The 19044-nt window shown below is 71.5% G+C and carries 18 protein-coding genes, 1 tRNA gene and 2 pseudogenes; 16 read left to right on the top strand and 5 right to left on the bottom strand.

Annotation, left to right across the window (positions count from 1 at the left end; translation table 11 throughout):
- Positions 1-16 precede the first annotated feature (16 nt).
- The gene (locus ACFWBY_RS26275) at positions 17-622 is read left to right on the top strand and encodes a hypothetical protein (RefSeq protein WP_385333288.1); all 606 of its coding nucleotides are present in this window, start codon (positions 17-19) and stop codon (positions 620-622) included.
- Between the two features lie 220 nt (positions 623-842).
- Here ACFWBY_RS26275 and ACFWBY_RS26270 read toward each other — a convergent pair whose 3' ends face one another.
- The 3 genes and pseudogenes from ACFWBY_RS26270 to ACFWBY_RS26260 form a co-directional block, all read right to left on the bottom strand.
- Entirely contained in the window at positions 843-1817 is a 975-nt protein-coding gene (locus ACFWBY_RS26270) for a DUF5926 family protein (protein WP_385333285.1), read from the bottom strand.
- 154 nt (positions 1818-1971) lie between these two features.
- Positions 1972-2573 (bottom strand): annotated as a pseudogene (locus ACFWBY_RS26265) (ATP-binding protein).
- An 85-nt stretch (positions 2574-2658) separates the two neighbouring features.
- Positions 2659-3459 (bottom strand): glycerophosphodiester phosphodiesterase, encoded by an 801-nt coding sequence (locus tag ACFWBY_RS26260; RefSeq protein WP_385333283.1) that lies wholly within the window; start codon positions 3457-3459, stop codon positions 2659-2661.
- A 234-nt stretch (positions 3460-3693) separates the two neighbouring features.
- Between ACFWBY_RS26260 and ACFWBY_RS26255 the strand changes: the two genes are divergently transcribed.
- The 6 genes from ACFWBY_RS26255 to ACFWBY_RS26230 all read left to right on the top strand — a co-directional run bounded on the left by ACFWBY_RS26255 (position 3694) and on the right by ACFWBY_RS26230 (position 9227).
- The gene (locus ACFWBY_RS26255) at positions 3694-5214 is read left to right on the top strand and encodes a S1C family serine protease (protein ID WP_385333280.1); all 1521 of its coding nucleotides are present in this window, start codon (positions 3694-3696) and stop codon (positions 5212-5214) included.
- A 92-nt stretch (positions 5215-5306) separates the two neighbouring features.
- Entirely contained in the window at positions 5307-6212 is a 906-nt protein-coding gene (locus ACFWBY_RS26250; protein ID WP_385333277.1) for a LysR family transcriptional regulator, read from the top strand.
- Positions 6213-6323: 111 nt separating this feature from the next.
- Positions 6324-6878, top strand: coding sequence for a cysteine dioxygenase (locus tag ACFWBY_RS26245; RefSeq protein WP_385333275.1), 555 nt, complete (start codon positions 6324-6326; stop codon positions 6876-6878).
- Positions 6878-7936: a YeiH family protein gene (locus tag ACFWBY_RS26240; RefSeq protein ID WP_385333272.1), complete on the top strand. Its 1059-nt coding sequence runs from the start codon at positions 6878-6880 to the stop codon at positions 7934-7936. The genes ACFWBY_RS26245 and ACFWBY_RS26240 overlap by 1 nt, the downstream gene beginning before the upstream one ends.
- A 147-nt stretch (positions 7937-8083) precedes the next feature.
- Entirely contained in the window at positions 8084-9082 is a 999-nt protein-coding gene (locus ACFWBY_RS26235) for a trypsin-like serine peptidase (protein WP_385333269.1), read from the top strand.
- Positions 9083-9139: 57 nt separating this feature from the next.
- Positions 9140-9227 (top strand) — tRNA-Ser (locus ACFWBY_RS26230).
- 98 nt (positions 9228-9325) lie between these two features.
- Here the strand turns inward: ACFWBY_RS26230 and ACFWBY_RS26225 are convergent.
- Positions 9326-9946, bottom strand: coding sequence for a hypothetical protein (locus ACFWBY_RS26225; protein WP_385333266.1), 621 nt, complete (start codon positions 9944-9946; stop codon positions 9326-9328).
- Between the two features lie 225 nt (positions 9947-10171).
- Between ACFWBY_RS26225 and ACFWBY_RS26220 the strand changes: the two genes are divergently transcribed.
- The 8 genes and pseudogenes from ACFWBY_RS26220 to ACFWBY_RS26185 all read left to right on the top strand — a co-directional run bounded on the left by ACFWBY_RS26220 (position 10172) and on the right by ACFWBY_RS26185 (position 17138).
- On the top strand, positions 10172-10636 hold the full coding sequence (locus ACFWBY_RS26220; RefSeq protein WP_385333263.1) for a DUF6344 domain-containing protein: 465 nt from the start codon (positions 10172-10174) through the stop codon (positions 10634-10636).
- Positions 10637-11067: 431 nt separating this feature from the next.
- Positions 11068-11417 (top strand): annotated as a pseudogene (locus ACFWBY_RS26215) (hypothetical protein).
- A gap of 182 nt (positions 11418-11599) precedes the next feature.
- Entirely contained in the window at positions 11600-12757 is a 1158-nt protein-coding gene (locus ACFWBY_RS26210; protein WP_385333260.1) for an acyl-CoA dehydrogenase family protein, read from the top strand.
- Positions 12754-13791 (top strand): bifunctional MaoC family dehydratase N-terminal/OB-fold nucleic acid binding domain-containing protein, encoded by a 1038-nt coding sequence (locus ACFWBY_RS26205; RefSeq protein ID WP_385333258.1) that lies wholly within the window; start codon positions 12754-12756, stop codon positions 13789-13791. Before ACFWBY_RS26210 ends, ACFWBY_RS26205 begins: the two co-directional genes overlap by 4 nt.
- On the top strand, positions 13791-14900 hold the full coding sequence (locus tag ACFWBY_RS26200; protein WP_385333255.1) for an acyl-CoA dehydrogenase family protein: 1110 nt from the start codon (positions 13791-13793) through the stop codon (positions 14898-14900). The genes ACFWBY_RS26205 and ACFWBY_RS26200 overlap by 1 nt, the downstream gene beginning before the upstream one ends.
- The gene (locus ACFWBY_RS26195) at positions 14897-15295 is read left to right on the top strand and encodes an acyl dehydratase (RefSeq protein ID WP_385333252.1); all 399 of its coding nucleotides are present in this window, start codon (positions 14897-14899) and stop codon (positions 15293-15295) included. The genes ACFWBY_RS26200 and ACFWBY_RS26195 overlap by 4 nt, the downstream gene beginning before the upstream one ends.
- Positions 15292-16458 (top strand): lipid-transfer protein, encoded by a 1167-nt coding sequence (locus ACFWBY_RS26190; RefSeq protein ID WP_385333250.1) that lies wholly within the window; start codon positions 15292-15294, stop codon positions 16456-16458. The genes ACFWBY_RS26195 and ACFWBY_RS26190 overlap by 4 nt, the downstream gene beginning before the upstream one ends.
- 146 nt (positions 16459-16604) lie before the next feature.
- Entirely contained in the window at positions 16605-17138 is a 534-nt protein-coding gene (locus ACFWBY_RS26185; RefSeq protein WP_385333248.1) for a SigE family RNA polymerase sigma factor, read from the top strand.
- A 36-nt stretch (positions 17139-17174) separates the two neighbouring features.
- Here ACFWBY_RS26185 and ACFWBY_RS26180 read toward each other — a convergent pair whose 3' ends face one another.
- Positions 17175-17447: a hypothetical protein gene (locus ACFWBY_RS26180; protein WP_385333467.1), complete on the bottom strand. Its 273-nt coding sequence runs from the start codon at positions 17445-17447 to the stop codon at positions 17175-17177.
- Here ACFWBY_RS26180 and ACFWBY_RS26175 point away from each other — a divergent pair.
- Positions 17394-19043: a long-chain fatty acid--CoA ligase gene (locus tag ACFWBY_RS26175; RefSeq protein WP_385333245.1), complete on the top strand. Its 1650-nt coding sequence runs from the start codon at positions 17394-17396 to the stop codon at positions 19041-19043. The two genes, ACFWBY_RS26180 and ACFWBY_RS26175, sit on opposite strands and share 54 nt — an antisense overlap.
- Position 19044: the final 1 nt, after the last annotated feature.

Raw genomic sequence — 19044 nt, 5'->3', positions numbered from 1 at the left:
TCGCTATCTTCGGCGAATGAATCTCCGCCTGATCGGTATCGGTGCCGGTGTGCTGATCATCTTGTCGCTCCCGCTGGCAGGAGCGATCGCCGGGCCGGATTTCGCCGGTCAGAGCGACGGAAAGGGCGGCGGGCTGCTCTCCACCTTCGGCCTCGGCCGATCTTCTTCCGGAACTTCCGATTCCGGTGATTCCGAAACGAGTTCCGCTTCCGGCCGGTCGCGTACGCCGGCGTCCGCCGGGAATCCGGCCGCCCCGGGTCCGTCCGAGCAGCCCCGCACGGACGCACGCTGCGGGCCCGAAGTCTCCTCCCCTCAAGGGGTGGAGGCGCAGACGTGCGTACTGGTCGGGGAGGGCCTGACGTGGGGGCGCAGCTACTACCGCAACACCAGTGGCCGTGCGCTCGACGCGGTGCTCACGGTGATGGGGCCGGCCGGACGGACGGTGCAGATCCGCTGCACTGTCGGCGCGGGAGACGAGCCGGGTCTGTGCGAGACGCCGAGGGATCCATCGGTGGGCACGCAGGACGACTACTCGGCCGTGGCGGAATTTGCAGTTCCGGATTCTGAAGGAACCCTGCTGCTGCGGTCCGGGAGCAACTCACCGGTACCGAGTGACGGTTGAACACCGCCTGAAATCAAGGGCCCGGTCGCTGGCGACGGGGGATGCACCAGCGACCGGGCTACAAGAACGGTAACAAGAGATCGCCTGTTCGCAAATTCGATCTCTGATATTCAGACACCGATTTGCAGGCGATTAGCGGGAGTTGTGACACCGGTCACCGGCAACCGGGCACCTGTGGCCCTCCCGCGGCCGGGGGTCGCGCACGGCCCCCGGCCCCCGGTCAGCTGAGCGTCACCTGACGGTTGGTGAGGCCGCCGCGCGCCCGGCGCTCCTCCGTGGTCAGCGGCGCGTCCGTGGCGAGGGCGACGGCCAGCCGCTCCGCGAGCTCGGCCGCGGGCTTCTCGACGTCGTCCGCCGTGACACCGGTGGGCAGGTCCCACACGGGAACCATCAGGCCGTGCGCGCGGAAGGAACCGACGAGCTTGGTGCCCTCGCCGAGCGAGGAGGTGCCGGCCGCGTGCAGCCGGGCGAGCGCGTCGAGCAGCTTCTCCTCGGGGTGCGGCATGACCCAGCGCAGGTGGTTCTTGTCCGGGGTCTCGCACCAGTAAGCGGCGTCCACGCCGGTCAGCTTGACGGTCGGGATGGCGGCCGAGTTGGCGCGCTCCAGGGAGGCGGCGATCTCCGGCGAGGCGGTCTGGGCGTTCTCCGCTTCGGGAATCCAGAATTCGAACCCACTGTGAACAACCGGCTCGAAAACGCCGTCCGCGGACAGCAGGTCCTGGAGCCGCGGGCCCTCGGCCGGGACCCGGCGGGCCTCGATGACGGTGCCCGGCTCGGCGGCGAGCGCGCGCTCCAGGGTGTCGGCCATGTCGCGGGAGAGGTCACCGGTGCTCGAGTCGTTCTGCAGTCCGAGCAGGACGGAGCCGTCCTCGCGGCGCAGCGCCGGCGAGGCCAGCGGGAGCACGGTCACCAGCGTGACGGAGGGAACGCCCTCGGGCAGAGCACCCTTGAGGGTCAGCGGCACGGTGGCTGCGGGGACGAGCTCGCGCAGCGCCACCCAGTCGCACTCGCCGGGCAGGCCCTCGAAGGGGCGCCGCACGTGCTCGGTGACGGCGTGCGCGGCGGCGGCGCCGTGGCAGGCCTTGTAGCGGCGCCCCGATCCGCAGGGGCAGGGCTCGCGAGCGCCCACCACCGGGATCTCACCGTTGTTGAGCTGCGGCTTTGCGGTCTTCGCTGCGGGGCGCTTCTTGGCCATCGTGGGTGTCTCCCGGTTGCGGCGGTACGGCGTAGGTCTCTGGGCGCGAGCCTAGCCGTTCGTACCGCCGCAGCCGGTGGGGTGCGGCCGGGAGCACGGTCGGCGTGCGCTCCCGGACGGCCGCCATCTGCTCTCGCGTGGCCGGGGATCGGGGTCAGGGATCCAGGTCGTCGAAGGCCGAGACGAAGTCGATCGCCGGGGGCGCGACGCGCGTAGCGAAATCATCGTGCCGGGCCCCGCAGGCCACGATCACCCACACGGTGACCTCACCCGCCGCTCCGTCCCGGACACCCCAGTCCAGGGCCAGGGCGCTGATGATGTTCAGCCCCCGCCCGCCCCGCGCGGTGACCGAGGGTGTGGCCGGGACCGGGCGGGTGGGCCCGCCGCCGTCCGTGACCTCGACCGTCAGCCGCCCCGCCGTGTCGACGCGCCACGACGCGCGTATCCCTCCGTCACCGATGTCCCGCGCGCCCAGCGGTCTGCCGTGCCGGCAGGCATTGCTGAGCAGTTCGGAAAGGATCAGTACGGCATCGTCCACGACCGATTCGGACACTCCGCCGATACGCAACTGCTCGCGCATCCGGTGCCTCGCCTCGCCCACTCCCGCAGGACCATGGCGTACATCCATGCACGACGACGTGGGCACTTCTTGTGCCACCATCAACGCCACCCCCGGAACCTCCTTAGCCCCACGCATGGTCTGGATGCCCCAATGGCCTGGACCGGAAACCGCCCAAGCGGGGCCCTCTGGCGCATTGACGACGGCCGAATGCGGAGCGGATGCGCCGGTGCACACCCCGTGACGCCCGGGTCCTGTGGGGCGGGAGGGCAAAACGGGGCGTCAGCGTCCTAGTTGTGACAGAACCTGTCGAGGTCTGTTCGTGATGATCGCTTCTACGCCTAGATCAGCGCAGAGCTGAACATCTTCCGGATCGTTCACTGTCCATACGTGCACGGGATGGCCCGCGGCTTGAAGCTTTCGGATGAAGCCCGGATTGGCGCGCACGATCCGCATCCCCGGCCCCGCGATCCGCACCCCGGCCGGCAGTCGCCCGTCCCGCATCCGGGGTGAGACGAACTGCATCAGGTACACGGTCGGAACCGTCGGCGCGGCCGCACGCATCCGGTGCAGGGAGCGCGCGGAGAAGCTCATCACCCTGACCGGGTGCGGTCCCCCGGCGGGCGGTGCGTCGAGGCCGAAGCGCTTGAGGAGGAAGAGCAGCCGCTCCTCCACCTGTCCGGCCCAGCGGGTCGGGTGCTTCGTCTCGATCGCCAGCTGCACGGGGCGCCCGGAGTCGGCGACCAGTTCCAGCAGCCGTTCCAGGGTGAGTACGGAGGTCCGCTCGGGGTCGGCGTCCCAGTCGGGGGACTCCTCCCGGTCCTTCCAGGAGCCGAAGTCGAGGGCGGCGAGATCGGCGAGCTCCAGGGCGGAGACCGCGCCGCGGCCGTTGGACGTCCGGTTCACCCGGCGGTCGTGGACCAGGACCAGATGGCCGTCGGCCGTGAGCCGGACATCGCATTCGAGGGCGTCCGCCCCGTCCTCGATGGCCTTCCGGTAGGCGGCCAGGGTGTGCTCGGGGGCATCCTCCGAGGCGCCGCGGTGGGCGACGACCTGGATGGGGCGCGGCGTTGCGTGGGTCACCGGGTCATGGTGCCACCGAGAGGGCTCCGGATGTCGGGGGCGTCCGGTGGGCGCTTCTGAGGATGCGCCTGAAATGTCGGAGATAAAGGATAGGGGGAGACGCACAGGTCCGGCTTACAGTGCTCTGACGGGTCATGGGGAAAGCTTTGCCCAGGAACTTGTGCGCCACGTCGAACGTTCAGTCGGACCGATCGCCAGTATTTCTGAAGCCGTGTGTGACGAGGAGAGAGCGCTGTGAGCACCGAGAACGAGGGCACCGCGGCCCCGACGCCCCCCGCGGCCCCGCCCGCACCCCCGGTGGCCGCTCCCGTGGATGCCGTGCCCGCCTCCGCCGAGCCGGTGACCCAGCAGCTGCCGCCGACGCCCGGCGCCGAGCCGACCCAGCAGCTCCCCCACACCACGGCCGCGCAGCCCGCGGCCACGGCCCCGGCCGCTCCGGCGTACGCCGAGTCCCCGGTACCGCCCGCCGCACCGGCCTACGCCCAGACGCAGCACTCCGCACCCCAGCCGCAGGCGCACGGCGCCGAGGGCTGGCCTCCCCCGCCGCCCGAGGCGCCCGCGTACGGGACCGGCGGCGGTCAGGGCGGCGGCTGGGGCACGCCCCTGGGCACCGAAGGCGCCCCGCAGCCCAAGCCGAAGGGCAAGGGCGGCCTGATCGCGGGCGTGCTCGCGGCGGCCCTCGTCGCCGGCGGCGTCGGCGGCGGCGTCGGCTACTGGGCAGCGGAACGCAGCGCCAACGGCTCCGGCTCGACCACGGTCAGCGCCGCCACCCCCAAGGACCTCAAGCGGGACTCGGCCTCCGTCGCGGGCCTGGCCGCCGGAGCACTGCCGAGCGTCGTCACCATCGAGGCCTCGGGCTCGGCCGGTGACGGCGAGGGCGGCACCGGCACCGGCTTCGTCTACGACCAGCAGGGCCACATCCTCACCAACAACCACGTCGTCGCCTCCGCGGCCAACGGCGGCAAGCTCAGCGCGACGTTCTCGGACGGCAAGAAGTACGAGGCCGAGGTCGTCGGCCGGGCCCAGGGGTACGACGTCGCCGTCATCAAGCTGAAGACCCCGCCGTCCGGGCTCAAGCCGCTGCCGCTCGGCGACTCCGACAAGGTCGCCGTAGGCGACTCGACCATCGCGATCGGCGCCCCGTTCGGCCTGTCCAACACGGTCACCACCGGCATCGTCAGCGCCAAGAACCGCCCCGTCGCCTCCGGTGACGGCTCCGGCGGCAAGAACTCGTACATGAGCGCGCTGCAGACGGACGCCTCGATCAACCCGGGCAACTCCGGCGGTCCGCTGCTCGACGGCCGCGGCGCGGTCATCGGGATCAACTCCGCGATCCAGTCGGCGGGCAACGGCGGCTTCGGCGGCGGCCAGGCCGGCTCCATCGGCCTCGGTTTCGCCATCCCGATCAACCAGGCGAAGAACGTCGCGGAATCGCTGATCAAGACGGGCAAGCCGGTCTACCCGGTGATCAAGGTCTCCGTGGACCTCACGGCCAAGACCGACGGCGCGAAGATCTCCGAGACGGGCGCGTCCCCCGACGTGCTGGTCGACCCGAACGGCCCGGCGGCCAAGGCGGGTCTGAAGCCCGGCGACATCATCACCCAGCTCGGCGACAAGACGATCGACAGCGGCCCGACCCTGATCAGTGAGATCTGGACGTACAAGCCGGGTGACACGGTGAAACTGACCTACCTGCGCGGCGGCAAGCCGACCACGGTGGACATCACCCTCGGCTCGCAGGTCGGCGACAAGTAGGCAGCCGATCGAGGACGCGACTGGCTTGTTGGGAGGGGCCGTAGGCGAAATTACGCCTACGGCCCCTCCCAACATCCGCTTATGCTTCGGGCGTGTTCGATACTCGGCACATACGGACGTTCCACGAGGTGGTCGCCTCCGGGTCCTACTCGGCCGCCGCCCGTGTCCTGGGGTACACCCAGCCCGCGGTCACCCAGCAGATGAAGGCGCTCGAACGCGCCGCCGGCACCCCGCTGTTCACCCGCGTCGGGCGCCGCATGCAGCTCACCGAAGCCGGGGAGTCCATGGCCCGGCACGCCGAGTCCATCCTCGGCAGCCTCTCCGCCGCCGAGGCACAGCTCAAGGCGTACGCCCGGCTGCGTACCGGCCGCGTCCGGCTGTGCGGCTTCCCCAGCGCCAACGTCACCCTCGTCCCGGAAGCCCTGAGCAGCCTCGCGAAGGACCACCCGGGCATCCAGGTCGAACTGCTGGAGCAGGAACCGCCGGACTCCCTGCGCAGGCTGGAGCGCGGCGAGTGCGACATCACCCTGGCCTTCACCTATCCCGGGCTGCACGAGGCGGTCCCCGAGGAGGTCTCCGAGGTCAAGCTGCTGGAGGACCAGCTGACGGTGCTGCTGCCGACGGGCCACCCGCTGGCCCGGCGGCGGGCCGTGCACCTCGCGGACCTCTCCGAGGAGCGGTGGATCGCGGGCTGCCCGCGCTGTCGGGCCAACCTCCTGCACGAGTGCGCGGAACTGGGCTTCGTCCCCGACATCCGGTTCGCCACCGACGACAACCTGGTGGTGCAGAGTCTGGTCGCGCAGGGCCTGGGCGTCGCCATGATGCCCGCGCTGGTGCTGCCGTCGCTGTCCCTGAGCAAGGCGTGCGGCCGGGTCCTGGAGCCGGCCGCACGCCGCCACATCGCCGCGTACGTCTACCGCGACCACGCGCGGATCCCGGCGACGGCGGTGGTGCTCGAAGCCCTGCGGCGGGCCGCGTCGAACCGGGTCGGCTGCTGAGCGGGCCACCGGGATCCGGCCCCGCAGCCCCGTCAACCCATAAGCGGATCTAGGGATTTCAGCTCGGAACTGTCGTTGGACGTGATGGATCGGCTCCCCGACGCTCCGGGTATGACCACCACCACGCCGGCCCGCACGACCGCGAGGATGGCCGCCCTCGTCAGTGAGATCCGCACGGTCGTGAACCGGGGGCTCGCCCCGGACCTCACCGCCTACTTGGTCGGCGAGCGCCTCGCGCCGCACCTGGGTCTGCCCGGACTGCTCACCGCCGGGCAGCGCGAGGGCCACGCCGACCGCTACCGGCAGCACATCCTGCACGCGGAGCCGGACGGCAGCTTCTCGGTGGTCGCCCTGGTGTGGCTGCCGGGGCAGGAGACCGCCATCCACGACCACGTCTCGTGGTGCGTGGCCGGGGTCCACGAGGGCGAGGAGAGTGAGCTCCGCTACCGCCTCGCCCCCGCCACGTCGACCGGGGACGCCCGGCTGGTGGCGACCGAGCAGGTGGTCAACGGCGTAGGCGACGTCTGCGGCTTCGCCCCGCCCGGGGACATCCACAAGGTCCGCAACTCCTGTGCCACGAAGGCGATATCCCTCCACGTATACGGCGCCGACGTCGCCCGCCTGGGCAGCAGCGTCCGCCGTGTCTACACGCTCACCTCCGACTGATGGCCCTGCTGAACCGCCCGGTGAGGGCGGCGGGACCGCCCGGTCCGCGCGTTGTTTCACGTGAAACATCGTCACCGTGGCCCGGGTTGGGCCTCGCCGCGGCCGGAGTGCTGGTGGCCTGGTCGCTGCACCGGCTGGTGCCGGGCGTGCCGATGCTGACGGCCGCGGTGGTGCTCGGCATCACCGCGTCGCACCTCCCCCGGCTACGGGGCTTCGTACGCGGAACCGCGCGCCCGGGCCTCTCGCTGGCCGGGAGACGGCTGATGCGGATCGGCATCGTCCTGCTGGGCCTGGCCCTGGGGCTGGACGAGGTGCTCCGCCTGGGCTGGGCCACGGTGGCGATGGTGGCCGGCGTGGTGGCGGCCACCTTCTTCGGCACCCTCTGGCTCGGCCGCAGGCTCGGACTCCCGGGTGACCAGCCACTGCTGATCGCCACCGGCTACTCGATCTGCGGCGCCTCGGCCATCGGTGCGGTGAGCGAAGTGTCCGGCAGCGACGAGGAGGACGTGGCCTCCTCGGTCGCCCTGGTCACCCTGTGCGGCACCCTCGCCATCGCGGTACTCCCGCTCCTGCAGTCCCCGTTGGGCCTCTCCGACCCGGAGTTCGGCCGCTGGGTGGGAGCGAGCGTCCACGACGTCGGCCAGGTGGTGGCGACCGCCCAGACGGCCGGCCCGGGAGCTCTCGGCGAAGCGGTGTTGGTCAAGCTGATGCGGGTGGCCCTGCTGGCCCCCCTCGTGGCCGCGGTGGCCTTCTCGGTACGGGCCCGCCGGCGCGGGGTGCGCACGGCCTCGGGCCGCAGGCCCGCCCCGGTGCCGCTGTTCGTGGCCGGCTTCCTCGCGGCGGCCGCGCTGCGCGCCACGGGGGTACTGCCCGACGCCGCCCTGGAATGGGCGCACACGGCGCAGGAACTGCTGCTGGCCGCCGCCCTGTTCGGCTTGGGCAGCGCGGTCCACCTGCCCACCCTGTCCCGTACCGGCGGCCGGGCCGCCCTCCTGGGCCTCGGGGCCTGGATCATGGTGGCCGGAGCCTCGTACGCGGGGGTCATGCTCACCGCGTGAGCGCTGAACGGAACGGAGTTGGCCAAATCCTGGCCGGAACCGACCGAACGTTCCGACTGCTGCCTGACATCTCATCTCCGGCGTGCCACTCTGCCCCCGATCCGCACCGACCACTCTTCATCCGGGCACGGCAGAAGGAGTCATTGCGTGAATCGTCATCGCACAGCCGTATCGGTCCTACTCGCGGCGGGCGTCCTGATCGCGGGCGCCCTGACGTCGACCTCGGCCTCGGCCTCCGCTTCGGCCTCCGCTTCGGTCACCGGCTCGGTCACCGCCTCGACCTCCGGGGAGAGCCCGTCCTCGTTCCGGCAGCACCAGACCCAGGGATTCTGGACCGCGGAGCGCATGCGGGCCGCCACCCCGCTGGACATCACGGCGGCTCCGGGCACCGGTCGCCGTGCACCCACCGCCGCGGCCCGCGCCACGACGATCGCCCCGACGCCGGCGAGCGCCTCCCCCACGGCGTTCCCGCAGGCGGGCGGCGCCTGGACGGGCGGCGGGGCGGTCGTCAAAACCTCGGGCCGGGTCTTCTTCACCTTCGGCGACCGCACCGCCTCCTGCTCCGGTGACTCGATCACCAGTGCCAACGGCAGCACGGTGATCACCGCCGGCCACTGCGTGAAGTACCAGGGGACCTGGCACACCAACTGGGTCTTCGTCCCGGCGTACGACAACGGCAACGCGCCCTACGGCCAGTGGTCGGCCACCAAGACCTTCGCCACCGACCAGTGGGCGGCCAGTGAGGACATGAACATGGACGTCGGCCTCGCGGTCGTCGCCCCGCTGAACGGCCAGAAGCTCAGCCAGGTCGTCGGCGCCCAGGGCATCGTGTTCAACGGCGGCTACAACAAGAAGATGTACTCCTTCGGCTTCCCCGCGGCAGCGCCGTACGACGGCACCAAGCTCGTCTACTGCAGCGGCAACACCGGCAAGGACTTCTTGCTGACCAAGGACCACGGCATGTCCTGCAACATGACCGGCGGCTCGAGCGGCGGCCCCTGGTTCCAGGACTTCAACGAGGCCACGGGTCTGGGCACGCAGGCCTCGGTGAACAGCTTCGGCTACACCTTCCTGCCCAACCGCATGTACGGCCCGTACTTCGGCAACGAGGCGAAAGCCGCGTACGACAAGGCCCAGACCGCCTGACCTCCCCGAATTCCCCAGCGCCGCACACCGCCACCGCCCGGTACTCTGTACCCGCCAGGTGGGTTGCCCGAGCGGCCTAAGGGAACGGTCTTGAAAACCGTCGTGGCGCGAGTCACCGTGGGTTCAAATCCCACACCCACCGCCAGGTCAGAGTATGTGCAGGTCAGAAGGGGTGTCCCGGGTCAGGGGCGCCCCTTCGTCGTGGGCCTTCGCGCGGCCCGCCGCCAACACGCGGGGCAGGGGTCAGCCGAACCAGACGACCAGGCGGACGCCCTCGTCGCCGTGCAGGCCCGCCAGTGTGCGCATGACCGACCAGAGGGCGCCCCAGTCGCTGTCGGGCACGGCCTGTCTGCGGGTGAGGCGCCCGATGCGGAAGACGCGGTCGCCGTCCGGCCACTCGGTGCCCTCGGGATGGGCGCGGCCCGCCCGGTGGAGAACACGGGGATCGGTGATTCCCGAGAGCTCGGCGAAGCGGGTGAGGCTGGTGTTCTGGCCCCACAGCTCCCAGGCGCCGTCGGGGCCCCGGCGGTACTCGTGGACACTGTCGTCGACCTCGTTCGCGACCTCGTCCCAGTCCGCGGCCATCAGTTCCGCCCAGGTGATCCAGGACGCGCCGCGCGAGTCGGGGCCCAGCGACTCGACGGTGGAGCGACTCTCCGGCGACGCGTCCGAGGGCAGGCCGCGGAGATCGGCGAGCGGGCGGAAGGACCCGGTGTCGCGCACGCCGAACAGGGACCCGAAGGCGAGGTAGGACCGGCCGTTGTAGAGGTGGTCGATGTCGGCCGCCTTGTTCCAGCTGCGGTCGTCCTCGTCCAGCCAGCGATCCCAGCGGCACTCGATGAACCCGTAGATGTCCGTCCCCATGCCCGGCAGTGTTCCCGACCGGAGGAGGGTGCGCGAAGGGATTTCGGGCTCCGCCCCGCCCTCCTCGTGAGGGGTCTACCAGGGGCGAAAACCAGGCTATTGGTCCCTTTGGGTGGTGTTTGTCGGAAGATCGGCGCGGGGCATGGAGTCGTTCCGGTTGCGCTCGCATCATGACGAATGTATTCAGATCCGCCCGTCGGAACATCGCGAAATGAGGGACCCGTCATGGCTCACCGCAGCACCACCACGTCGATCTGGACCACCTTCCTCGCAGCGCTCGTTGCCTTCTTCGCAGGCCTCGGCCTCGGCCTCGTCGGCAAGGCCGCTCCGGCCGCCGCCTCCCCCTCCTCCGCCTCGACCGTCCCCGCGGCCCCCGCGGCCCGGCCCGCCTTCATGGCCCGGCGGACCTGGCGGGCGATGATGCGGGGCGGCTCGCTCCCGCCCACCATCAAGCAGCGCATCCGCGCCGAGGCGCACGGCAAGACCCCGACCGTCCGCCGCTCGACCACCGCCGCCGCCCTTGCTGCCGGGAGCGACTTCGGGACCGGCTTCGGGACCGACCTCGGGACCGACCTCGGGTCCGCTTCCGGACTCGCCTCCGGTGCCGCCGAGAGCGGCGGCCGTGCGGCCGTACTCGCCGCCGCGGGCCGTGTCGCAGCCGCCCGCCGGGAGATGGCACTCGCCGCGTAGCCGCCCTTGAGGGACTCGCGCTACGAGGCAGTTGCGGACACGCACTTACGAGCAGTTGCGGACATGGATCCACGAGCCGCTGAGAACGCGGGCTTACGAGGCAGTAGAGGACGCGGGCTTACGAGGCCGTGCTGGACCGGGGCTCACGAGGTCGTACGAGCCGCGGACTTTCGAACAGGACAACAGGAACAGGACAGCAGGACAGCAGGCGCTGGAGCCCGGTCGGTCGGTGTGTGAAGGCCGCGACCGCGGATCGCGCCGCATGGGTGCCCCGGAGCGGGGCGCAGTGGGATGGCCCCGGCAGGCGCCGGGGGCGTGCAGGGGGCGTGAAGCTTGGTATGGCAGGGCCGCAGGCCCGGGAGACCTTGGGGTTCCCGGACGGCGCGGCTCTTTTCGGCGTGCCCGGGGCGTGCCCAGGGTGTGCCCGGGGTGTGAGCGGGGCGGGGGCGGTTTGGCGGAACGCTTCGCCTCTTGCGGGGCGGTGGTTCGCTGCTCTGCCCCTCGCCGTCGCGCTCTGCGGAGGCGTGGCCGCGGCCGACGACGACTCCTTCGCGAACGGCGGATCGAATACGAGCGTCGCCGGCGTCATCGGCGTCATCGGCAGCGGCGTAGGCGGCGCCGACCTCGGCAACTCCTCCACCTCGCAGCAGGTGGCCACCGGCTCCGGCGCGTCCATCGGAACAACACCGCGCAGGTCAACGGCTCGGCCCTCACCGCGATCGCGATCGCGATCGAACAGCACAACTCCAATGTCGCGGTGAACCTCCACCCCTGGTGGTGACCGCGGCTCAAGCCGCACCGACTGTGGAGGGCGCCCGCGCGACCGGACCGGCTGGGGTCCGGTAGCGCAGGCGCCCTCGGGTGTCTCCCGCTGCCCGTCACCGCGCCCCGGCCTTGACATCCACCAGGAATCTGACGGACAGTCAGGTTTACTCGATGATGTGATGCCGGGAGGCCAGCGCCGTGCACCTCGCTCCGACCGAAGGCCAGTTGCGGCTCCGCGCCGAACTGCGTGAGTACTTCGGAAATCTGCTGCCGGACGGGTTGCCCGAGGACCCCGCCGCGCAACGCGCACTACTGCGCCGCATCGGCGCCGACGGACTGCTCGGCCTCGGCTGGCCCGTCGAGTACGGAGGTCAGGGCCGCGGCCCCGACGAGCAGTTCGTGTTCTTCGACGAGGCCTACCGGGCCGGAGCCCCCGTCTCCATGGTCACGCTCAACACCGTCGGCCCGACCCTGATGAAGTACGGCACGCAGGAGCAGAAGGACTACTTCCTGCCCCGCATCCTCAAGGGCGAACTCGTCTTCGCCATCGGTTACTCGGAGCCCGAAGCGGGCACCGACCTCGCCTCCCTCCGTACCAAAGCCGTGAGGGACGGCCAGGACTGGCTGATCGACGGACAGAAGATCTTCACCTCGAACGCCCAGAACGCCGACTGGATCTGGCTCGCCTGCCGCACCGCCCCGGATGCCCCCAAGCACAAGGGCATCTCCATCATCCTGGTGCCCACCGACGACCCCGGTTTCGCGTGGACCCCGATCGAGACGGTCGGCGGCCTGACCACGACCGCCACCTACTACGACTCCATCCGCGTACCGGCCGGCCATCTCGTCGGCCCCGAACACGGCGGCTGGGGCCTGATCACCAACCAGCTCAACCACGAGCGCGTCGCCCTCGCCGCCATCGGCATGCAGGCCGAGGATTTCTACGAGGTCGCGCTCGGCCACGCCCGCACCCCCGACCCGGTCACCGGCGAGCGCCCGGCCGACCGCCCCTGGGTGCGGTCCAGGCTCGCCGAGGCGCACGCGCGCCTCGCCGCCGTCCGTCTCCTCAACTGGCGCCTCGTCCAGGATGTCGGCGCCGGCACCCTGGCGCCGGGAGACGCGAGCGGCGTGAAGTTCCTGGGCACCGAGTCCACCGTCGAGGTGTACCGGATCTGCCAGGAGGTGGTGGGGGAGGAGGCGCTCGTACGGGGGCCGGGGACCGGGGCCTTCGCCGGCGGCGAGCTGGAGCGGATGAACCGGGCAGCCCAGATCAACACCTTCGGCGGCGGCGTCAGCGAGGTCCAGCGGGAGATCGTCGCGATGATGCGGCTCGGCATGAAGGGGAGGAAGCGATGACCGCCACGGACGGAGCAGCCACGGCGGAGCCGGCCGAAGCAGCCACGGCCGCGCCGGCCGAAGGAGCCACGGCCGCGCCGGTCGAAGCAGCCACGGCCGCGGCGGCCGAGGCCGTGGCCGCAGCCCGGTTCCACGCGCTGCTCACAGCCTTCGAAGGGCAGCCCGCCGCCACCGCCGGACAGGGCAAGGACGTGGTCAACGAGCCGATGATCCGCCACTGGTGCGAGGCGATGGGCGACACCAACCCCGCCTACACCGGGCCGGACGCCATCGCCCCGCCCACCATGCTCCAGGCCTGGACGATGGGCGGACTCTCCGGTCACGGCGAGCGTTCCGGCGGCTACGACGAGCTCCTCGCGCTGCTCGACGGCGCGGGCTGCACCTCCGTCGTGGCCACCGACTGCGAGCAGGAGTACCTGCGTCCGCTGCGTCCCGGCGACGCGATCACCTTCGACGCCGTCATCGAGTCCGTGTCGCCGCGCAAGATGACCAAGCTGGGCACCGGCCACTTCGTGACCACCCGCATGGACGTCCGCGCGAACGGCGAACTCGCCGGGACGCACCGCTTCCGGATCCTCAAGTACGCCCCGGCGGCGCAGAAGCCCGCCCAGCCGGCCCGGCCCCCGAAGAAGGCGGCCCAGCGCCCCCGCCCCGTCGTCAACCGCGACAACCAGGGCTTCTGGGACGGAGTGGGCGAACACAAGCTGCTGATCCAGCGCTGCACGGCCTGCGCGACGCTCCGCTTCCCGTGGCTGCCCGGCTGCAACGCCTGCGCGAGCCCGCAGTGGGACACCGTCGAGGCGTCCGGCGCGGGGACCGTCTTCAGCTACGTCGTCATGCACCACCCGCCCTTCCCGGCCTTCGACCCGCCGTACGCCGTCGCGCTCGTCGAGCTCGCCGAAGGCGTCCGGATGGTCAGCAACATCACCGGCGTCCCGTACGACAAGGTCCGCATCGGACTGCCCGTCCAACTGGAGTTCCTGCGCGTGGACGAGGAACTCGAACTGCCCGTCTTCCGGGGGAGTGAGGGCTGATGGACTTCCGTCCCACCGATGAACAGGCCGCCGCGGCCGGGCTCGCCGCGCAGATCTTCGGCGACCTCGCCACCCACGACCGCCTCGCCGCCGCGGGCACCGGCGGTGACGCCGAGCTGTGGAAGGCCCTCACCACCGCCGGCCTGATCGCCGCGGTCGAGGACGTCGGCCTGCTCGGCCTGGTGCTCCTGCTGGAGGAGCAGGGCCGCACCACCGCGCAGGTCCCGTACGCCGCCACGTGCGTGTACGGGGTCCTCGCGCTGGCCCGTCACGGCAGCGCCGAGCAGCGCGCCCGGCTACTGCCCGCGCTGGGCTCCGGCGACGCGGTCGCCACCGGAGCCTTCCCGGACCGCGGCCGGATCACGGCGTCGGCCGACGGCCGCCTCACCGGGAGCGCTCCGGCCGTCCCCTGGCTGCGCGAGGCCACGCACGTCTTGGTCCCGGACACAGCCGGGGCCCTGTGGCTCGTACGGACGGACGCGCCGGGGGTGCTCACCTCGCCGGTGGAGACCACCGCGCCCTGGTCCGCCGGGAGTCTGACCCTGACCGGGGCCCAGGCGGAACGGATCGGTGCGCGGGGTGCCTCCGCGGACGTGCTGGCCGTCGCCCGCACCGCCTTCGCCGGTCTCCAGGCGGGCGTCTGCGCGGGCTCGCTGGCCCGCGCCGTCGAGTACACCTGCACTCGCGAGCAGTTCGGCCGGCCGCTCTCCACGAACCAGGGGGTCATGCTGCGCGCGGCCGACGCGTACATGGACACCGAGGCGATACGGGTCACCGCGTACGAGGCGGCCTGGCGCGTCGACGAGGGGCTCCCGGCGGACGACCACGTGCTGACGGCGGCATGGTGGGCCTCGGAGGCGGGCAAGCGGGTCGTCCACGCCGGGCAGCACCTGCACGGCGGGATGGGCGCCGATCTCGACCATCCCGTCCACCGGCACTTCCTGTGGGGGCGCCAGCTGGACGCGTACCTGGGCTGCGGCAGCGAACTGCTGGACGAGCTGGGCGCGCACCTCTCGGCGGGCACTCCGGGGGCAGCGGGAACTCCGGGGGCTCCGGGCGCTCCGGGCGCGGCAATGTCGGCAGGCGGAGCGGAAGAGGAGCAGGCATGAACATCGGCGACACACTGCCGCCGCTGGAGATAGCGGTCACCCGCACCCTGATCGTCGCGGGCGCGATCGCCTCCCGCGACTACCAGGACGTGCACCACGACGCGGCGCTGGCGAGGGAGAAGGGCTCCCCCGACGTCTTCATGAACATCCTGACGACCAACGGCCTCGTCGGCCGGTACATCACCGACCACCTGGGCCCGGCCACCGTGCTGCGCAAGGTGGCCATCCGCCTCGGCGCCCCCAACTACCCCGGCGACACCATGACGCTGACCGGAACCGTCACCGCCCTCGACGGGAACACCGCCGAGATCCGCGTGGTCGGAGCCAACGGCATCGGCCACCACGTCACCGGCACGGTCACCGTGACCCTGGGCACCCCGGAGGCCGCCGCATGAGCGTCCGCACCCGCGACGAGCTCGGCGGCCGCGCCGCCATCGCCGGCATCGGCGCCACCGAGTTCTCCAAGGACTCCGGCCGCAGCGAGCTCAAGCTGGCCGTCGAAGCCGTGCACGCCGCCCTCGACGACGCCGGGCTCACCCCCGCCGACGTCGACGGCATGGTCACCTTCACGATGGACACCAGCCCCGAGATCACCGTCGCCCAGGCGGCAGGCATAGGCGACCTGTCCTTCTTCTCCCGCATCCACTACGGGGGCGGTGCCGCCTGCGCCACCGTCCAGCAGGCAGCCCTCGCCGTGGCCACCGGTGTCGCGGAGGTCGTCGTCTGCTACCGGGCGTTCAACGAGCGCTCCGGCCGCCGCTTCGGCTCGGGCGTCCAGCAACGCGAACCCTCGGCGGAAGGCGCGGCGCTCGGCTGGTCGCTGCCCTGGGGTCTGCTCACGCCGGCCTCCTGGGTGGCCATGACGGCCCAGCGCTACCTGCACACCTACAACCTGACCCCCGAGGCCTTCGGCCACGTCGCGGTCACCGACCGCCGGCACGCCGCGAACAATCCGGCCGCCTACTTCCACGGCAAGCCCATCACCCTCGCCGACCACGCCGCCTCGCGCTGGATCGTGGAGCCGTTGCGGCTGCTGGACTGCTGCCAGGAGACGGACGGCGGCCAGGCCATCGTCGTCACGACCGCCGAGCGGGCCCGGGACCTGCGCCAGAAGCCGACCCTGATCACCGCCGCCGCGCAGGGCGCGGGGCGCCGCCAGGAGGGCATGACCTCCTTCTACCGCGACGGCCTCACCGGGCTTCCCGAGATGGACGTGGTCGCCCGCCAGCTGTGGCGGACGAGCGGCCTGCGGCCCTCGGACATCGACGTCGGCATCCTCTACGACCACTTCACGCCGTTCGTGTTGATGCAACTGGAGGAGTTCGGCTTCTGCGCGCCGGGGGAGGCCGCCGACTTCGTGGCGGCGGACGCGCTGCCGCTCAACACCCACGGCGGCCAGCTCGGGGAGGCGTACCTGCACGGCATGAACGGCATCGCCGAGGCGGTCCGTCAGCTCCGCGGCACCTCCGTGAACCAGGTCGACGGCGCCGCGCTCGCCCTGGTCACGGCCGGCACCGGGGTCCCGACCTCCGGTCTGATCCTCGGCGCGGACGGCTGACCCGACCCACAGGAACGTCCTTACGGAAGCCCCACCTCCTCCACCTACAGGAGGTGGGGCCAGCCCCACCCCTACAACCTGAGGCGGACCCCTCTTCGGCACTTGCGGCCGATCCCACGACGCCGGCTCGCTCCTAGCGTGGAGTCATGACCACGCCTGTGTGCACGCTCGCCTCGAATCCGACGCCCTACCCGTCGTTCTCGGCGTACGTCCGGACCCGCGGCACGGTCCTGATGCGGACCGCGCGGTCGCTCACCGCCAACCCCTGCGACGCCGAGGACCTCCTCCAGACCGCGCTGGCCAAGACCTATGTCGCGTGGGACCGCATCGAGGACCACCGCGCCCTGGACGGCTACGTCCGGCGGGCCCTGGTCAACACCCGCACCAGCCAGTGGCGCAAGCGCAAGGTGGACGAGTTCGTCTGTGACGAGCTCCCCGAGGCCGACGAGCCGCCTGCCGCCGACCCCGCCGAGGCGCAGGCCCTGCGCGACGCGATGTGGCGCGCGGTGACCAGGCTGCCCGACCGGCAGCGGGCGATGGTCGTCCTGCGCTATTACGAGGACTTGAGCGAGGTTCAGACCGCCGAACTGCTCGGCGTCTCCGTCGGCACGGTCAAGAGCGCCGTCTCGCGGGCGCTGGTCAAGCTCCGGGAGGACCCGGAGCTGACCCCGGTCCGCTGATGCCGCCGTCGTGATGTTTCACGTGAAACGCTGACGTCACCCGGTCGATGTTTCACGTGAAACATCGACGAGCACATCGACGAGCACATCGACGAGCACGCCGACGGGCACCGAGCGCCGGCGCGGAGCGTCCCGTGCCTTCCGTTTTTCTGGCCCCGTTTCTACCGCTGGGTAGTGACATGCCGACCGGTACGTGCGCAGAATCGGCAGCATCCGTAGCCGCCGCAGCGCCGCAGCGCTCACCGGGAGGACGCTTTGCTGAGCACCATGCAGGACGTACCACTCCTCGTCACCCGCATACTGCAGCACGGGATGACGATCCACGGGAAGTCCCAGGTCACGACCTGGACGGGAGAACCCGAGCCGCACCGGCGCACCTTCGCCGAGATCGGCCTGCGCGCCACCCGCCTGGCCAACGCCCTGCGCGACGAGCTCGGAGTCCGGCAGGACGACCGCGTCGCGACCCTCATGTGGAACAACGCCGAGCACGTCGAGGCGTACTTCGCGATCCCCTCCATGGGGGCCGTCCTGCACACGCTGAACCTGCGGCTCCCTCCCGAGCAGCTGGTCTTCATCGTCAACCACGCCGCCGACCGGGTCGTCCTGGTCAACGGCACCCTGCTGCCGCTGCTCGCGCCGCTGCTGCCGCACCTCCCGACCATCGAGCACGTCGTCGTCGCGGGCATCGGCGACCGCTCCGCGCTGGACGGACTCGGCGTGCGCGTGCACGAGTACGAGGAGCTCCTGGCGGGCCGCCCCGACACCTACGCCTGGCCCGAGCTGGACGAGCGCCAGGCCGCGGCCATGTGCTACACCTCCGGCACCACCGGGGACCCCAAGGGCGTCGTCTACTCGCACCGCTCGATCTACCTGCACTCGATGCAGGTCAACATGGCCGAGTCGATGGGTTTGACCGACAAGGACACCACCCTCGTCGTCGTCCCCCAGTTCCACGTCAACGCCTGGGGCCTGCCGCACGCCACCTTCATGACCGGCATCAACATGCTGATGCCCGACCGCTTCCTGCAGGCCGCCCCGCTCGCCGAGATGATCGAGCGGGAGAAGCCCTCGCACGCGGCGGCCGTCCCCACCATCTGGCAGGGACTGCTCGCCGAGGTCACCGCCCACCCGCGCGACATCAGCTCGATGAAGCAGGTCACCATCGGCGGCTCCGCCTGTCCGCCCTCCCTCATGGAGGCGTACGACAAGCTGGGCGTCCGGGTCTGCCACGCCTGGGGCATGACCGAGACCTCCCCGCTGGGCACGATGGCGCACCCGCCGGCGGGGCTGAGCGCCGAGGAGGAGTGGCCGTACCGCCTCACCCAGGGCCGCTTCCCGACGGGTGTCGAGCCGCGGCTGGTCGGTCCGGGAGGCGACGTCCTGCCCTGGGACGGCGAGTCGGCGGGCGAGCTGGAGGTCCGCGGCACATGGATCGCGGGCGCCTACTACGGCGGTGCGTCCGGCGAGCCGTCCAGCCCCGAGGACAAGTTCAGCGCGGACGGCTGGCTCAAGACCGGCGATGTCGGCGTGATCACCCCCGACGGCTACCTCACCCTCACCGACCGGTCCAAGGACGTCATCAAGTCCGGCGGCGAGTGGATCTCCAGCATGGAGCTGGAGAACGCGCTGATGGCCCACCCGGAGGTCGCCGAGGCGGCGGTCGTCGCGGTACCCGACGAGAAGTGGGGCGAGCGTCCGCTGGCCACCGTCGTCCTGAAGGAGGGCGCCTCCGTGGACTACGCGGGACTTCGGGCCTTCCTCGGCCGGTCGATCGCCAAGTGGCAGCTGCCGGAGCGCTGGGCGGTCGTCGGGGCGGTGCCGAAGACGAGCGTCGGCAAGTTCGACAAGAAGGTGATCCGCAAGCAGTACGCGGACGGCGCCCTCGACGTCACCAAGCTCGACTGAG

The sequence above is a fragment of the Streptomyces sp. NPDC060049 genome (genome assembly GCF_042736715.1).
GTDB lineage: Bacteria > Actinomycetota > Actinomycetes > Streptomycetales > Streptomycetaceae > Streptomyces.
Note: the sequence above shows the minus strand (reverse complement) of the source record. Positions and strands in the feature narration are given on the sequence as shown.

Excerpts from the sequence above, each read along its gene's own strand:
- ACFWBY_RS26245 (WP_385333275.1), top strand. The coding sequence starts at position 6,324 with ATGACCACCACCACGCCGGCCCGCACGACCGCGAGGATGGCCGCCCTC.
- ACFWBY_RS26200 (WP_385333255.1), top strand. The coding sequence starts at position 13,791 with ATGGACTTCCGTCCCACCGATGAACAGGCCGCCGCGGCCGGGCTCGCC.
- ACFWBY_RS26225 (WP_385333266.1), bottom strand. The coding sequence starts at position 9,946 with ATGGGGACGGACATCTACGGGTTCATCGAGTGCCGCTGGGATCGCTGG.
- ACFWBY_RS26195 (WP_385333252.1), top strand. The coding sequence starts at position 14,897 with ATGAACATCGGCGACACACTGCCGCCGCTGGAGATAGCGGTCACCCGC.
- ACFWBY_RS26275 (WP_385333288.1), top strand. The coding sequence starts at position 17 with ATGAATCTCCGCCTGATCGGTATCGGTGCCGGTGTGCTGATCATCTTG.
- ACFWBY_RS26220 (WP_385333263.1), top strand. The coding sequence starts at position 10,172 with ATGGCTCACCGCAGCACCACCACGTCGATCTGGACCACCTTCCTCGCA.
- ACFWBY_RS26185 (WP_385333248.1), top strand. The coding sequence starts at position 16,605 with ATGACCACGCCTGTGTGCACGCTCGCCTCGAATCCGACGCCCTACCCG.
- ACFWBY_RS26240 (WP_385333272.1), top strand. The coding sequence starts at position 6,878 with ATGGCCCTGCTGAACCGCCCGGTGAGGGCGGCGGGACCGCCCGGTCCG.
- ACFWBY_RS26190 (WP_385333250.1), top strand. The coding sequence starts at position 15,292 with ATGAGCGTCCGCACCCGCGACGAGCTCGGCGGCCGCGCCGCCATCGCC.
- ACFWBY_RS26270 (WP_385333285.1), bottom strand. The coding sequence starts at position 1,817 with ATGGCCAAGAAGCGCCCCGCAGCGAAGACCGCAAAGCCGCAGCTCAAC.
- ACFWBY_RS26205 (WP_385333258.1), top strand. The coding sequence starts at position 12,754 with ATGACCGCCACGGACGGAGCAGCCACGGCGGAGCCGGCCGAAGCAGCC.